Origin of the sequence: Vibrio sp. DW001, assembly GCF_029016285.1 — a bacterium.
Lineage (GTDB): Bacteria > Pseudomonadota > Gammaproteobacteria > Enterobacterales > Vibrionaceae > Vibrio.
Genome location: NZ_CP091975.1, coordinates 986,649 through 1,001,266, shown reverse-complemented (window position 1 = coordinate 1,001,266; position 14,618 = coordinate 986,649). Strand labels below are relative to the sequence as shown.

13 protein-coding genes and 1 pseudogene are annotated in these 14,618 nt (G+C 42.8%); 3 read left to right on the top strand and 11 right to left on the bottom strand.

Going from position 1 to position 14,618, the window contains the following annotated elements:
- The first annotated feature begins 47 nt into the window (after nt 1–47).
- A complete protein-coding gene (gene ompV, locus L3V77_RS04795) occupies nt 48–824 on the top strand; it encodes an outer membrane protein OmpV (RefSeq protein WP_275136696.1) in 777 nt (258 codons plus the stop codon).
- 86 nt (nt 825–910) lie between these two features.
- Here ompV and L3V77_RS04790 read toward each other — a convergent pair whose 3' ends face one another.
- From L3V77_RS04790 to L3V77_RS04760, 7 genes are all read right to left on the bottom strand, one after another.
- Nucleotides 911–1,075, bottom strand: coding sequence for a hypothetical protein (locus tag L3V77_RS04790; protein WP_275135967.1), 165 nt, complete (start codon nt 1,073–1,075; stop codon nt 911–913).
- Nucleotides 1,059–2,474 carry a TolC family protein gene (locus L3V77_RS04785; RefSeq protein WP_275135966.1) on the bottom strand — a complete coding sequence of 472 codons (1,416 nt, stop codon included), beginning with the start codon at nt 2,472–2,474 and terminating at the stop codon, nt 1,059–1,061. The genes L3V77_RS04790 and L3V77_RS04785 overlap by 17 nt, the downstream gene beginning before the upstream one ends.
- Nucleotides 2,475–2,491: 17 nt before the next feature.
- Complete coding sequence (locus L3V77_RS04780) at nt 2,492–4,453, bottom strand: MacB family efflux pump subunit (protein WP_275135965.1); 1,962 nt, start codon at nt 4,451–4,453, stop codon at nt 2,492–2,494.
- A 3-nt stretch (nt 4,454–4,456) separates the two neighbouring features.
- Nucleotides 4,457–5,605: an efflux RND transporter periplasmic adaptor subunit gene (locus tag L3V77_RS04775; protein WP_275136695.1), complete on the bottom strand. Its 1,149-nt coding sequence runs from the start codon at nt 5,603–5,605 to the stop codon at nt 4,457–4,459.
- A gap of 94 nt (nt 5,606–5,699) precedes the next feature.
- Entirely contained in the window at nt 5,700–6,431 is a 732-nt protein-coding gene (locus L3V77_RS04770) for a YbhB/YbcL family Raf kinase inhibitor-like protein (protein WP_275135964.1), read from the bottom strand.
- An 89-nt stretch (nt 6,432–6,520) separates the two neighbouring features.
- Nucleotides 6,521–7,855, bottom strand: coding sequence for an ATP-binding protein (locus L3V77_RS04765; protein WP_275135963.1), 1,335 nt, complete (start codon nt 7,853–7,855; stop codon nt 6,521–6,523).
- 99 nt (nt 7,856–7,954) lie between these two features.
- Entirely contained in the window at nt 7,955–8,638 is a 684-nt protein-coding gene (locus L3V77_RS04760) for a response regulator transcription factor (RefSeq protein ID WP_275135962.1), read from the bottom strand.
- A gap of 327 nt (nt 8,639–8,965) precedes the next feature.
- Between L3V77_RS04760 and L3V77_RS04755 the strand changes: the two genes are divergently transcribed.
- Nucleotides 8,966–9,349 (top strand): hypothetical protein, encoded by a 384-nt coding sequence (locus L3V77_RS04755; RefSeq protein WP_275135961.1) that lies wholly within the window; start codon nt 8,966–8,968, stop codon nt 9,347–9,349.
- 113 nt (nt 9,350–9,462) lie between these two features.
- Here L3V77_RS04755 and L3V77_RS04750 read toward each other — a convergent pair whose 3' ends face one another.
- The 3 genes from L3V77_RS04750 to L3V77_RS04740 all read right to left on the bottom strand — a co-directional run bounded on the left by L3V77_RS04750 (nt 9,463) and on the right by L3V77_RS04740 (nt 12,464).
- Entirely contained in the window at nt 9,463–9,894 is a 432-nt protein-coding gene (locus tag L3V77_RS04750) for a DUF3010 family protein (protein ID WP_275135960.1), read from the bottom strand.
- Nucleotides 9,895–10,105: 211 nt separating this feature from the next.
- Nucleotides 10,106–11,329, bottom strand: coding sequence for a hypothetical protein (locus L3V77_RS04745; protein ID WP_275135959.1), 1,224 nt, complete (start codon nt 11,327–11,329; stop codon nt 10,106–10,108).
- A gap of 301 nt (nt 11,330–11,630) precedes the next feature.
- The gene (locus L3V77_RS04740; RefSeq protein WP_342752071.1) at nt 11,631–12,464 is read right to left on the bottom strand and encodes a LysR family transcriptional regulator; all 834 of its coding nucleotides are present in this window, start codon (nt 12,462–12,464) and stop codon (nt 11,631–11,633) included.
- On the opposite strand from L3V77_RS04740, the pseudogene L3V77_RS04735 reads away from it, so the two are divergent.
- Nucleotides 12,459–13,517 (top strand): annotated as a pseudogene (locus L3V77_RS04735) (alkyl sulfatase dimerization domain-containing protein); the annotation flags it as partial. The gene L3V77_RS04740 and the pseudogene L3V77_RS04735 overlap by 6 nt on opposite strands.
- A gap of 159 nt (nt 13,518–13,676) precedes the next feature.
- Here L3V77_RS04735 and L3V77_RS04730 read toward each other — a convergent pair.
- Nucleotides 13,677–14,591 (bottom strand): DMT family transporter, encoded by a 915-nt coding sequence (locus L3V77_RS04730; protein ID WP_275135957.1) that lies wholly within the window; start codon nt 14,589–14,591, stop codon nt 13,677–13,679.
- Nucleotides 14,592–14,618 lie beyond the last annotated feature (27 nt).

Here is a 14,618-nt window from a genome sequence, read left to right as displayed (position 1 = left end):
ACTTATTCTGTACAGTGTTCATAACAAGTTAACACAAGGACAATATGATGAAACAACTGACCATTCTTATCTCTACTCTTGTTGCCGCTACTGCAGTACATGCGGCAGGTGATACATACATTCGAAACGGTAACATCTATACCAAAGAGAACAGCTGGATTGCTGAGTTAGGAGCCGCGGGTGCAAGTGATTTGTTTAAGGATCAAAAACACAACGCTACCCTACTGGGCAATTTTGGTTATCAGGGTGAGGACTTCAATGCGACACTGCAAAGCATTAACTACCGTTTCCTTGGTAACACTGGTGACATGTTCAACATGAGTGGCTACATAGGGTCATCCGGTCTGGCATACGACCAAGATACATCAAATTTTTTAAAAGGAATGGACAAACGTAAAGCCAGTTTGGATCTCGGTATCAATGCTGACTTTGCGCTATCTCAAGGTACTATTTCTACGTACTTCCAACAAGACGTGACAGACACATACGATGGTTACTTGGCTGGTGTGACATATTTCCTTCCAATGAGTGTTGGACGTATGGATTTGGTTCCATTTGCAGGTTTGACATACCAGAGTGAAGATTACGTAGATTACTACTTCGGTGTAAAAAATAAAGAAGCGACTCAAACACGTAAGGCCTATAAAGGTAACGCTGATATCTCTTACAACCTTGGTTACAAGCTAATTATGCCCATCAATGATAGATGGGAACTAACACAAACAACGGCTTACACTCATCTTGGTGACAAAATATCCGATTCACCAATTGTAGACAGTGCCAATCAGTGGGTAGTTGGTGCAACGGCCGCATATCGTTTCTGATAACACATTTCAGGACGAGACACGTAATGACAAAAAGCCAACAGACCGAGATCTGTTGGCTTTTCAAATTCTAATACAACGGGATTTTAGTCGATGTTGTTATCACGGGCATCGAAGTGACAATCAACATTGACGATAGCGCGGTAAGAGATTTCACCGCAAGCTTCAGAGAACTCTTCAATCGTCACAGCTGTATCGTCCAGCGTAAGGTTAGAGACTGCATTTTCTCCAATGTTAAGCCTCTGGGGCAATATCGCCACCGCCAAGTGACTTGTAGAGATTTACCTGAGTCACAAACTGGTTATATCGATTTTCCAACAACGATGATTCAATACTGCGCCTCGACTCCATTGCGTTAATCCAGTCAATGATATCACTTGCTCCATTTTCGTATTTACTCGCGTAAATACGTTCTATTTCCTTAGCGTTAACGTACTTCTCTTTATATATGTTGCCCTGATAGTAATAGCGTTCTTTTGCCGTAAGCAGATTAGCTACCTCTTCAAATGCTTGATAAATTGTACTTCTATAATCAACAACTGCCATCTGATAGTCGAGTTCAGAAATACTTTTGTTTAACTCCATCTCGTGCCATTCAAGAAAGGGCAAAACAATGCCACTTCCCAATTTAGCTACTGGATTTTGCAGTAACTCTAATAAGTTTGAAGATGAGGTACTTAATGAACTGGTTAGCTCAAATGTCGGCATATAGCTTGCGTCTATTGCATCTTTATTCGCAAGGGATGATTTCAGCGCATACAAGGTGGCTTGGACATCCGGCCTGCGTAACAAAAGATCTGAAGGTATTCCCGGTTCAATATCAGGTACAGGTTGAACCGATAGTTGCTCAATTGTTATGCCCGTATCTTGCAAGGGTTGGTTAAGTAGTGTGGACATCGCGTTTAGAGTTTCTGACAACTCTTGTTGTAATTGATTCAACTGCACCTGCTGGTTAAACAGGGTTTGCGTCGATTCAAGCACTTCCAATCGGGTGGCAGAGCCAATGTTATATTTGTATTTTGTTAACGTGGCGACACGCTCTGTACCTGTTATGTTCTGTTTTGTCAGCGCAAGCATCTGGTTGAGATACCCCACTTTCCAATAAAGCGTAGCCGTTGTCACCACCAGATTTTGTGCCATATTTTCTCTATCTTCGTAGCTTGCTCTCGCAGACCATTCATCTGCGTCAACAACCGCATTTACTCGTCCCCAAAGATCCAACTCATAGCTCAGGGATAATTTTGAATCAAAATTGGTATCTGACGTGCCCGAACCTGTATCATATTCATATGATGAATCCTGTGAATAACTGATTGTCGGTACCTTGTTGTTTTCACTGATCCCGGCCTCCATTCGTGCTTTTCTTAACGTAAGCGTCGCTTTCTCTAAATCACTGTTTGATTTCAACACTTGGTCTATAAGGCTATTTAACTGTGAGTCTTCAAACAACGTCCACCACCTATCAGGCCGTTCAATTGTGCCACTTTCCTGCTCTGATGACTGAACATTAGCATCCAACACTCGCTCCTGAGGCCAGCTTTCTGGCGTGTCAATTTCTGGCTGTTGATATTCAGTACGCATTGAGCTGCAACCAAACAACGAAATAACACATAACATCGTTGTGATAGAAATTTTTATTTTAGTTTTCATTTCATTTTTCCTCGCCCTTAATCTCTAGAAAGTGCATCAACAGGGTTGAGTTTTGCCGCATTACGGGCAGGAAGATAGCCAAATAATATGCCAATTAGCGTTGAACAAACAAAAGCCGCAATAATAGACGAACTCGAATAGATCATCTGAAAGCTGCTATTGGAGTATGAGAAAATCACACCAATAAGATAGGCAAGCCCTATTCCCAATGCCCCACCACAGAAACAAACCAGCACCGCTTCAATCAAAAACTGACGCATGATGTCCGTCTGCCTGGCTCCTACCGCCATACGTATACCTATCTCTCGAGTTCGCTCTGATACGGATACCAACATGATATTCATAACGCCAATGCCTCCAACTAACAAAGAGATAAACGCAATGGCAGAAATAAGTAGAGTCATTGTCTCAGAGGTTTTCGCTATGCTTTTTCGTACTGTATCAGTGTTAATAGTGAAGAAATCAACCATGTTGTGACGCATAGTAAGTAGGCTAACAATTCCTTGTTCAGCTACATCACTAGAAACATTCTCATCGACTCTTACTGTGATGTCGTTGACATAGTTCTGTCGAAATATACGACCGGACACCGTGGTATAAGGTATCCAAATATTCAGCTCATCACTGTTGTCAGACACACTTTCAATAGGTTCCGTCACGCCAATAATTCTTACAGGAAGGCGACCGAGAAAGATAACGCTACCTAATGCATCACTATCAGAGAAAAGCTCTTGCTCAGTATTCGCGTCAATAACAGCAACCTGCTCTAGCGTGTCGATGCTGTCCGTACCAAAATACTGACCCTGTGCCAAGGAATACCCCCGTACACGAAAATACTCGGTGCCAACCCCCTGAACCGAACCTGTGACCGTTTCATTGGAATAGCGAATAGCGACATTAGCCCTGACGGTTGGGGTCACGCTATCTACAAATGGCAACGTTTTAAGCGCTTTAGCATCCTCAGCGGTGAGCGAACGAACTCGCCCAGAACGGCGATCTCCGCGCCCTGTTCCTGGTTTTATCTCAATGGTATTGGTCCCCATTGAGGCGATATTATCTAGGATTGATTGCTGTGATCCATTACCCAGAGCGACCACTGACACCACTGAAGCGATACCGATAATGATACCGAGCATAGTAAGAAACGTACGCAGACGGTGATTGGACATACCAAGTAACGCCATCTTAAGTGCTTCAAGGTAACGCGACCAGTGTATACCACGCGTTATTTTGTGCTTTTTATCTTCAGAATGATTGCAGTCTGCCACCGCCTGACAAGTTACGGCTGTACTACGATTTTGTTTGTCGCCAATAATTTCTCCGTCTTTGATCTCAATAACTCGATCAGCAAACTTAGCAATATTCGGATCGTGCGTGACCAAAATTATGGTGTGGCCATCGTTGTGCAACTCTTGAAGAAGCTTCATCATCTCTTCACCGCTGCTACTGTCCAACGCTCCGGTCGGCTCATCGGCCAGAATAACATCACCACCATTAACAAGGGCTCTGGCGACACTTACTCGCTGCTGTTGGCCTCCACTGAGTTGACTTGGTTTATGGTATAACCGATCACTCAATCCAAGGCGAGTAAGTAGTTTTTTCGCTTTCTCTTGTCGAACTTGCTGACCGTCATTTGCATACAACGCCGGGACTTCCACATTCCCCAGCGCGGTCAAATCACTCAGAAGATGATAACGCTGAAAGATGAACCCAAAGTGCTCACGTCTCAGTGCCGCCAATTCATCTTCACCCATAATCGATGTGTCCTGACCATTAATGAAATAATTCCCTTTATTTGGCTTATCCAGACAGCCCAGAATATTCATTAACGTCGATTTCCCTGAACCAGAAGCCCCAATAATGGCGATCATCTCACCACGGTAAATCTGGAGGTTTATATTTTTCAGAACCGTCAGTTCCTGCTCCCCGGCAGCAAAAGTGCGACTTACACCGACAATATCTAACAGTGCTTCAACCATACGTTATAACCCCTTGCCCCGACCGGGCTCACCTTGTCCACCCATACTTCTTCCCGACAAACCACCCATTGGTATACCAGAAACAGCCTCGTCACTACCAGACGACTCACCGATAACGATCTCTTCACCTTCGTTGAGACCTGAAAGTATTTGAGCGTAGATTTTATTGTTGATACCAACTTCTACATCGCGATACTCAACTTGGTCGTGTTTTTTCACTGGGACTTGATAAGAAGGACTCGGGCCGGGCTTTTCAATTAATATCTGTGACGGAACAAGTAATACGTCTGTCGCACTTTCAAGCACAATAGATACCTGCGCAGTCATACCGAAACGCAACAAGTTTTCCGGATTCTCTACATCAAATAGCGCGTTGTAATAGATAGCTTCATCATCACCAATCATCAGAGCACTATCGTCACCACTCAGCAATGTTGGGCCGGGTTCTATGGCACGCAAGACACCTCGGTACTTCTTCCCTGTTGCCCCTAAAATTGTGAAATAGACTTCTTGTCCTGCACCAACATTGATGATGTCTGCTTCAGAAACCTGTGCCTTGATGGTCATCACTCCTAATTGCGCCAGTTCAATAATACTCGGTGTACCTTGGTTATTATTTACGGTCTGCCCTTCTTCGACAGAAACATATATCACGGTGCCATCAATAGGCGATGTAATGGTTGTGTAACCTAGATCAAGTCTCGCGCTATCCACACTAATGACCGACTTCTCTTTTTCGGCGTTTAACTGATCCAGATCAGCCCGATAAACGGCAAGTATTGATTCTGCTGTGTCATATTCCGATTGAGAGGTAGCCCCATCCACCAACATTTTTTTCTTACGACTGAATTCAGACATCGCAACTTTAATTTGCGCTTGCTTTGCTCCAAATTGAGCATTGATACTCTTAAGCGAAGCTTCTGCATCTTTTAGTGCGTTTTGCTGTGTCAGGTTATCAATTTGAGCAATCAAATCACCTTGCTTTATCTCATCACCTAACTGAACATCAATTTTCCCTATCAAACCCGAAACCTGAGCACCGACACTGACCAATTTCGATGGATATAACACACCGTTCGTCAGCACCACGCTTTCAATATCGCCACGCTTGACAAAATCGGTAGCAAATACAGACTGAACTTGCTGCGCCATGGTGTATTTGTACCCGACACCTGCTGCGATACCACCGATGAGAAGGAGTAATACCAACGTGTTTTTAATATTTTTCTTCATATAGATCTCTTCATTACTTCTCTTCGATAAATACAGGAATGAGCTCACCCTTGGTTTGCCCACATGGTCGCAATGTTGAAGGCGGATCTCTTTTTTCTTCTTGATGGTTATTGTGTTTCTGATGAGGTTTTGGTGGCGTTTGGCAACTCCGTTCAAATCTAACGGTCAGGGAGTCAGATTCCAGTACAAAGCCACTCATGTTTTTTCGCAGAATAGATTCTGAAATACGGCCTGATTGGACCGTATCTAAAGACTTTGAAAGTGCATAGAGATGAAAAGTGTAGTTTTTTTGACCGGGGCCTTTAGAGCATGGTGGCGAATATTCATTCTTATTATTCACGATATTGCTACCAAGCGTACCCGCTGATTGTCCAGTTTCAATACCAGAAACCTGTGCCGGTATATTGTACATACTCCAATACCAACGCAGCTCTTCTGGCTTTCTTAACTTAGGCTCTGGAGGGGGCGTATTTTCTTCTTTGCTATCATTGTTAGGCTTTGGTTTCACATCTGACATGTGATCTGGCATATGATCCATAATCACAACTAAAGTCTGTGTTCCATCCGGTACCCCACTCCAGTTTAATGGTGGGGAAATACCTACACCTTCACAGGTAAATTGAACAGGTAGTGACTCTCCATCTGAAAACGCAGTACTGACAAGTTCGAGAGATTCATTCGCTTTAGTTGCCGCAGACACAAGCAGCATCAAGGTTATAAGGGGAACAGTAATTTTTGTAATCATGGCCTAATCTCCAAACGATTAAGGTAACGGTTTATTGAGTTACCTTAAGTCTATCGATTAGGCGTCGGAGATGGATGACAATGCTGTCATTAAACGAGTGGTAACAATAATCGCATAGCAACAATATCATTCTCACTTGGTTCAAGAATTAGGTCACCGCCGTGTGCACGGGCAATTTCTCGAGCCAAACCTAAACCTAGACCACTACCGGATATGCCTTGCGTATGTTCTGGTTCTCCGCGATAGAAGCGCTCAAACAATTGATTTCTGACTTCATCCGAAATCGGAAGACAAAAATTACTAACAAGCACCTCAATAGTTGACTCGTTTTGGTTGGCTTGAATAGTTACGCCTTTCTCGTGAAGGCTATAGCGCATCACGTTAACAAGCAGATTATTTAAAAGCTGCCTTAGCAGAACGCTATCACCTTTTAGTATTAGCTCTCGTTCAATCGAACAATGAAGCACCAACTCATTCGACAACGACTCCATATCAGTAGTCAGTTCATCTAATAAATCAGTCATGTTAATTGGTTCAAGATGAAGCGCCATGGAACCGGAATCTGCCTGTGAAAGAAGTAACAATTTACGAGTGATGGCTGATAAATGCCCTACTTCATCAAGAATCGCATTAAGATCCAGTAACGATGCATTCTCACAGATAACCGCCTGCTCAAGCTTCCCTCTTAAAACAGTGAGTGGTGTTTTGAGCTCGTGGGCAGCATCCGCGGTAAAGCGAGAGGTCTGTTGAAAACTTTTTTCCAATCGATTCAACATTGTATTGTACGTATCGATGAGCACTTTAAACTCTTTGTCTTCATTATGCTTAGGTAGTCGATGGCTAAGATCTTTTTGTGTCACCGTATCCATCGACTTATGCAGGCGATTAATAGGCCGAATGGTAGTAGTAGCGATGAACCATGCTCCAAGAATACTAAGCAACAGAGAGAAAGGAATCACCACGATAAGTGCAGATCTCAATGTGCTTTTTAACTCATTGCTCGTGGCGGCAACGTCAACAGCAATGAAGCTTTGTGTGCCTAGTAGTTGGAAAAAGCTAGCTCGCCATTGATTTTGCTGATGTTCAAAGAAGACGAACTGACAAAATGTGTTGGTTCGGTTGTTCTTTGTAGATTCTAATTGGTCTTTGCTAACCAAGTTTAATGTACTGAATATATGTTGTACGTCTGCACCTTCAGACATCGTCAAGACACTATTCTCATCGGATTCAACGAATATCATCAACTGGCTAGGTGAGTTAATTCGCAACTTATCCACTAAATCATCAATAAGTTTTCTACCTGAAAGTTCCGTATCATTTGAGACATTTAAATTGGGCTGAGTATTACGTGCATTTAATTTTGGCATTAAGCGCTTTGCTTCCATACAAAGCCTAGAATCAAGATGGTCAAGTTCTACCTTCATAATACGCGTCCAACTTAACGTGATTACAACAGCAAGAACAGCGCTCACTATGAGTATGGACATGGAAAAAATGCGAGTACGGAAATACATTCTATAACCTCAGCGAGAACTCAGACGGTAACCAGTACCGCGCACCGACTCAATGGCACCAACCATTCTCCCCGCACTTTCCAATGAAACAAGCTTACGGCGAATCCGTTTAATACACACATCCACAACATTGGTACAGGGGTCAAAATCATACCCCCAAACATGCTCCAATAGTTGTCCCCGTGTTAATACCATATTCGGTGAACGCATCAGATGCTCTAGTAGGCTAAATTCCCGACTAGTAAGTTCAACAGATTGACCGTGACAACTGACACTTCGATTCATGCAATCAAGTCGCAGCGAGCCAACCTCAACCACATGTTGTGGTGTGCCGTCATGCCGTCTAAGTAGCGCATGGAGTCGAGCACTCAATTCTTCCACATAGAAAGGTTTTGCTAAGTAATCATCAGCGCCCATCTCTAAACCCTGAACCCGATCGCCCAACTCGTTACGTGCAGTTAGAAGAATGACAGGAGTATCAATACCTGCTTGACGAAGAGAACGGAGAATATCCAATCCATCACGGCCCGGAAGCATGATGTCAAGTATGATGGCATCGTGAGCGTTTTTTCTTGCCATCTCGTAGCCTTGATTGCCATCCGCGCAATGGGTAACGCTGATTTTTTTTGCACGCAAGCCTTCGCAGATAAAATCTGCAATTTTTTGTTCGTCTTCGACAAGCAATATTTTCATTGAGTTGACCCCGAGGCAATTGATGAAAGTATCTCACTTGATGCGTCGTACTCGCAACAAATATGACAAATTTGTCATCTTAAAGATTATCATAATGATTGATTAAAATGCCCACTTTACAACTTAACTGAGTCAATATATCTGGACAGGGTTTAATGCGAATATGATCATTCTGATAAACCCTTATCCAGCACACAACATCGTTTCAGTCTGTACTTTATACTTGAAAAGTATCAGTGTGACATCACCTCTACCAGACCATTTAGGCTCGGTAATTGTCTAGTCGTGAAGTATTCACTTGATTATAAACCCATAGAGGATGCCATTATGAAATCTGAACATACGATAGGAATTTTTGGCGTTGCGATTGTTGCCACTGCGTTTGGTGTTCTTACTGTCATCTCTGGTGGTTCCGTCTTATTTATTGAAGAGAAGGCCCAAGCAGCTGGTCACTATGTTCCGTTTGTCGTTTGGTTTAATTTTTTGGCAGGATTTGCTTATGTTATAGCAGGCTTAGGGGTAGGGTTTCGTCAACGTTGGGCGGTATGGATATCAGTTAGTATTGCCATTCTAACTGTTTTAATTTTGGGGCTATTGGGATTGCACATTATGAATGGAGAAGAATACGAACTTCGCACCGTTCTTGCTCTTATTTTTCGAGCGATGGTATGGGCTAGCGTCGCATTGTTTTCATATCGTAGGCTGAGTTAGCTAAGCATAGTGGTTACTGTTATAACACTAACGAGGACATACGCCTTGAAATTAGAGGTGTGTGTCCTCGCTAGTTTACGTTAATTTTTTTTAACTTCAGGCAGCAGTAACGATCACTCGTTTGAATGCATTATGCATGCATAGGCAACAAGAAACGCGGGCTCTTGATATTGCTTTAAACCGGTTTCTTTAAACGGTACCGCAAGTGGGTTTCGTTTCAAACGCTCTTTAATTTCGCTAGCCGCAATGACATCGACCGAAAGTGCCTCGATCAATTGGATTGCCGCTTCCAATTTAAAACCGACCGCACCACCAGCGAATTTACCTTTTGCTTGGCGTTGGCGGATCACCACACGATCAATCTTGTAATCTTGCATCAATTTAGCGAACGAAAACTGAAAGTCTTTCATTTTTTGAGTGTCGTTTGCATCGCCTATGGATACCTTAGCCACTCGGCAATCGGGAATCGTAAATACCCCATCGGACAGTGATAGCAGGCTTACAATCGCGTCATTACCACTAATTTCAACACCACAAATATTCATTTCATTACCTTGTCTTTGATGAACCTGCGATTATACGGTGCGTTGTCGCGATGCACCAGCACGGGGTTTGATTGTGTCATTTATGGAGGCACGTAAATGACGAAGACACGTATATCAAAACGCTACCCAGCACAATAGTTGAGCATCTTCATAGTGAAATGACAAACAAAAAGCTCACAAGAAAGCTCACAAGGACACACACCTCAAAACGCTACCCACCATAATAACCGAGCATTTGCATAGTGAAATGACAAACGGGCTTACCTTCAATAGTAATCCACTCATAAGATTCAATTTTAAACCGTGTATTCGGTGGAAAATTCACTTCAAATGTATCGGGATTCAACGAAAAAGCGGTGATATCTGCTCCACCTGGCCACTCATCATATCCTTCTGGAGGCTTGCAGGTAACAAGCACCCCTCGTTGCCAAACTTTCGCACCATCCAAGTCATTTGAAAAACTCCATGGGGTTTTGAGTGTAATAATAGAGCCCGGTTTCAACATGTTATCTAAGGCATCTTCAAATGGATAAACAAGTGGTTCTGTAGTCGGTCCTGCATTCCCCGGATACTCACGCAGTGAAGGTGCAAAGTCTTTTAAGGTATTACCCGATATTGCCATACCTCCTCGATACAAAAGTGGGTAATCTTTTGATGACACTTTAGGTAATTTAAGGAGTGCATTAATATGAAGTATGGTCTCGGCAATGGCATATTTTTGAACTTGTGTGGCGACAGGTTCAAGTTGCTTACGAACATCTTCTTCGGACTTTGCTGGTTTCATCAAAAACATATTCATAAAATCAGCGTCTTTTGCTGTGCAACTAGGATAATCACACGCCCATATCGTTTCTGCCAATGTAGCGATATCTAAAGGGAGATCTTTTATTGCGCTATACGCCAATTGGTTAAACGCATCTGTGCGAATAAAATCTGGGCTGGTCCAATCATATAAGCACATGGCAAAATCAAAGCCATTGGGATCGCCTGGGTAATTTTGTTTACCTAGCACCTCTAATTCTTCAATTGATTTAGTCGTGCCTGATGGAGGGTTCTGGTAAGGCACTATTTTTTTATCCATCATTTCATTAAATAAGGCCACAACTTCGGGAGTCACAGCAGGCAGTGCTTGTAGCTGTCCTGAGATACAATTCCCGTGACCAGTTGCCAGAAATGAACCATCGCTTTCAATCACAAATTCAATATTTCCTTGACCATCGTACCAATAACGCTGTCCATTCAAATCGAGAGCCCAGTAATGTTCACCATGAGGTTGATGCCCTATATCATTAATGTCGATAAAACCCAGACCATTGATCATCAAGCGAAAACTGCCCCCTGTTTTTCCCCTTACCTCACCCAATGGCAGACCATCACAGACGTAATAACATGTTGTGCGTTTCGAATTTACTTTTACAGATGAAATAGACCACATAACCGCTACCTTTATTAATCTACGCGTCATCGTCACCAATCAGTATTAGGATCTTTTGGAAACAAAGCTCCCAATACAGCAGAAACCCATCACAAATGAGAAAAATGGCGCGAACCAAAGAAAGAGGATGATAGCGCATACGAAGCCAAAACGAAGAGTAAATCTACTAAAAAAGCCTAACGAGGGCATACATTTCGAAATATGAGATGTGTGTCCTTAGTTGTTCCTGTCCTTAGTTGTTCTTCCTTGGTTATTCCAGTTCAAAGTTACCTTTCTTATCCCTCTGTTTTTATTGAGGCACTTAACTTGCCATATATTCGCTTACTTTTTGCCTTAACCATTGATGTGCGTTATTCGTATCAGTCCTATTGTGCCATGTCATATACTGATGCATCTCCAAGGTTTCGAAAGGTTGATGCAAAACTTGTAGGCCAAATTTATCTGCATACCGAATAGCTAGCTCGCGGGAAGTACTACCAATACAATCAGAGCTAGACACTAACGCACACATGGTCAGTCGCGAGTCGCACTCTGCACTGATTTTCCGATCTTGAATCGGGAGCTTGGTAAAGTAGTCTGCTGTATAGCGATTCGAGCGACGCATACGGAAGGTAATGTGCTTTTCTTCGTAGTATTGTTCTTGTGTGATCACCCCTTGTATACGAGGATGACCATTGCGAGCAATTAAGATTAATTCATCCGCTTGCACTTGCTGAGTTTTGTAACTGCTCAAGTTGGGGTAATTAACATCAACCGCAAGGTCGGCTTTTTGCATACTTAGGCTGTGCATTAAAGACTCTTCGTCATTCGGCACCATCGAAAACTCTATTGATATATTTTCTAATGACGTATCTTGCTCGACAAGAGGTTGTAACTTTGCCAACGCGACCTCATTGACCAAGATGTGAAAGGTGTAGCACTGAGAAATATCAAACTCACGAATTGAACTTACGACCCCCATAATCCCCAACATTGCAGGTTCAATTCGGTTGGCCAACTGTATTGCAAGGTTAGTTGGCTCAATACCGCGCCCCTTACAAATAAACAAATCCGCACCTAATTTAGTTTGGAGCCGCTTGAGCGCTCCACTCACCTCAGGTTGAGTCATTTTCAATGATTCCGCCGCTAACGTAATTGATTGTAATGGTCTAAAAAGATGAATGAAATGCTCATCACCTGGGGACCCGATACCGATGTTTTATTCGCCTCTCACTCTGCACCAATTTGGGGTGGCGAGGAAATTTCTGACTATCTAAAAATGCAGCGTGACGCATACGGCTTCACGCACAACCAAACATTACGCTTAGCCAATAACGGTGTCGTTCTACAGGATATTGGTGATGAAATTTATAAGATAATGCCAGATAGTATTCAAAAGACGTGGCACACAAATGGTTACCATGGCACATACTCTCACAATGCTCGTGCGGTATATAACATGTACTTAGGGTACTTTGATATGAACCCTGCAAACCTGAACCCACTTCAGGTCGAGCAAGAGTCAGTAAAATTTGTTGAATATATGGGAGGCAGCGAAGCCGTGATAGATAAAGCGCGTGTCGATTTCAGTGAAGGTGAATACCGATTTGTCGCGACAGCATTAAACAAAGTTGTTCACGCTGAACCCAAAAACAAAGAAGCACGTCAACTGCTCGCGGACACTTATGAGCAGCTCGGCTACCAATCTGAAGGTGCCGGCTGGAGAAACATTTACCTTACCGGAGCGCAAGAGCTTCGCATCGGTACACAACCTGGCGCTCCAAAAACTGCGTCTCCAGATGTATTAACGAATATGACCATTGAGAACTTTCTGGATTTCCTTGCGGTTAAAGTCGATTCACTAAAAGCGCAACAGACTCCGTTTACGATGAATATTCACCTGCCTGATGTAAATGAGCTGTTTTATGTCGAAATATCTAACGGAAATCTGAACAACATTAGGGTTTCTGAAATGATGGATGCAGATACAACTTTGATTATCAACAAGAGTGACGTATCGAAAATCATCTTGAAGCAAGCAACATTAACAGAAGTGTTAGACCAAAATAGTGCAGAAGTTCTCGGTGATGCATCCTCGTTGGAGAAACTAATGAAGTCACTTACCGAGTCTGATACAAAATTTGAGATTGTCCCACGCCCAGAAAAAGGTCAAGAAGTAGACGCTAAGCTTTACGACACTCATCATTAACCATGTGATATTGCTGTCCGAAATATTTTAGTCACTCGAAAGCTAGGTCCTCGATATTTGAGGCCCTAGCGGCACAATGTAAAGACATCGCTACGTGTATCGTATAAACAAACGGTTCCAATTGTTGAACATCTTTTTATTTCTCCCTAAAGAATATCTCTAAGAGAGATTGGACAAGATGACGCCAGTTATTATGAGAGCTATCCCACATAAAATAACTATTGATAACGGCTCATCAAAGATTGCAACGGCAAGTAAAGCGGTTAATCCCGGAGAAATAGAACCTATAATCGAAGCTTTGTCAGAACCCAATTGATTCACAGCATACGAGAAACCAATCGTCGCCAGAATACCAACACCCAGTCCTTGAACTAATACAAATGGGAGTGCTTCTTGAAAAGAAAAGGAACCAAAGTTGGTCGTGACTAACTCAAAATAGATTAATCCCAACGTAATGATAAATGATAAGTAGGAAAGGATTATTGCTACAGTAATGGGGTTCAGACCCGCACGCTTTAACCCCATTGTGTATCCAGCCCAAATCACTGCCGCGCTCAGCAAATAGAATATACCTCCGGTTATCTCACTTGCCGTATTAACGGTGCGGTCTAAGACCATTGTTACAATGCCCGCAAGTATGAGAGACAATGAGAAGACTTGCGTCATTGAGATCTTTTGACGATAAAAAACGTAAGAGAGCAGAGCAACGAAAAACGGTGGAGTACCCGCCAATACGGTTCCAACATAAGCGGCAGGTGTCGTTTTTGCTCCTAAAGAAGCCAAAAAAAGAAATGGTACTCCTCCAAGTAAAACCAACAGCATACCTGAGAAACGGATTTTTTTTATCGCGTTCAGATGAGAAGGAACCAATGGCGCCAAAAGTATTAAAGGTACAGCAAATCTTATCAACGCGACGTCGGCGATACTGAGAGGTGAAGCGCCTATAGCACGAACGGTAAGTGAAAATCCTGACCAAATCAGCAAGACCATAGTCATGACTATATACCCATTTCTTAATGGTGATATATCGTTGAGACCCGATTTACTCGTTTCTGACTGAATAACCTTTTCCATTTACCAAAAACCTTCCTTCTCGAATTC

What these genes read in the sequence shown, in the direction of transcription:
- ompV (WP_275136696.1), top strand. Translation starts at nt 48, where the DNA reads ATGAAACAACTGACCATTCTTATCTCTACTCTTGTTGCCGCTACTGCA.
- L3V77_RS04785 (WP_275135966.1), bottom strand. Translation starts at nt 2,474, where the DNA reads ATGAAAACTAAAATAAAAATTTCTATCACAACGATGTTATGTGTTATT.
- L3V77_RS04780 (WP_275135965.1), bottom strand. Translation starts at nt 4,453, where the DNA reads ATGGTTGAAGCACTGTTAGATATTGTCGGTGTAAGTCGCACTTTTGCT.
- L3V77_RS04775 (WP_275136695.1), bottom strand. Translation starts at nt 5,605, where the DNA reads ATGGCGCAGCAAGTTCAGTCTGTATTTGCTACCGATTTTGTCAAGCGT.
- L3V77_RS04770 (WP_275135964.1), bottom strand. Translation starts at nt 6,431, where the DNA reads ATGATTACAAAAATTACTGTTCCCCTTATAACCTTGATGCTGCTTGTG.
- L3V77_RS04765 (WP_275135963.1), bottom strand. Translation starts at nt 7,855, where the DNA reads ATGAAGGTAGAACTTGACCATCTTGATTCTAGGCTTTGTATGGAAGCA.
- L3V77_RS04760 (WP_275135962.1), bottom strand. Translation starts at nt 8,638, where the DNA reads ATGAAAATATTGCTTGTCGAAGACGAACAAAAAATTGCAGATTTTATC.
- L3V77_RS04755 (WP_275135961.1), top strand. Translation starts at nt 8,966, where the DNA reads ATGAAATCTGAACATACGATAGGAATTTTTGGCGTTGCGATTGTTGCC.
- L3V77_RS04750 (WP_275135960.1), bottom strand. Translation starts at nt 9,894, where the DNA reads ATGAATATTTGTGGTGTTGAAATTAGTGGTAATGACGCGATTGTAAGC.
- L3V77_RS04745 (WP_275135959.1), bottom strand. Translation starts at nt 11,329, where the DNA reads ATGTGGTCTATTTCATCTGTAAAAGTAAATTCGAAACGCACAACATGT.
- L3V77_RS04730 (WP_275135957.1), bottom strand. Translation starts at nt 14,591, where the DNA reads ATGGAAAAGGTTATTCAGTCAGAAACGAGTAAATCGGGTCTCAACGAT.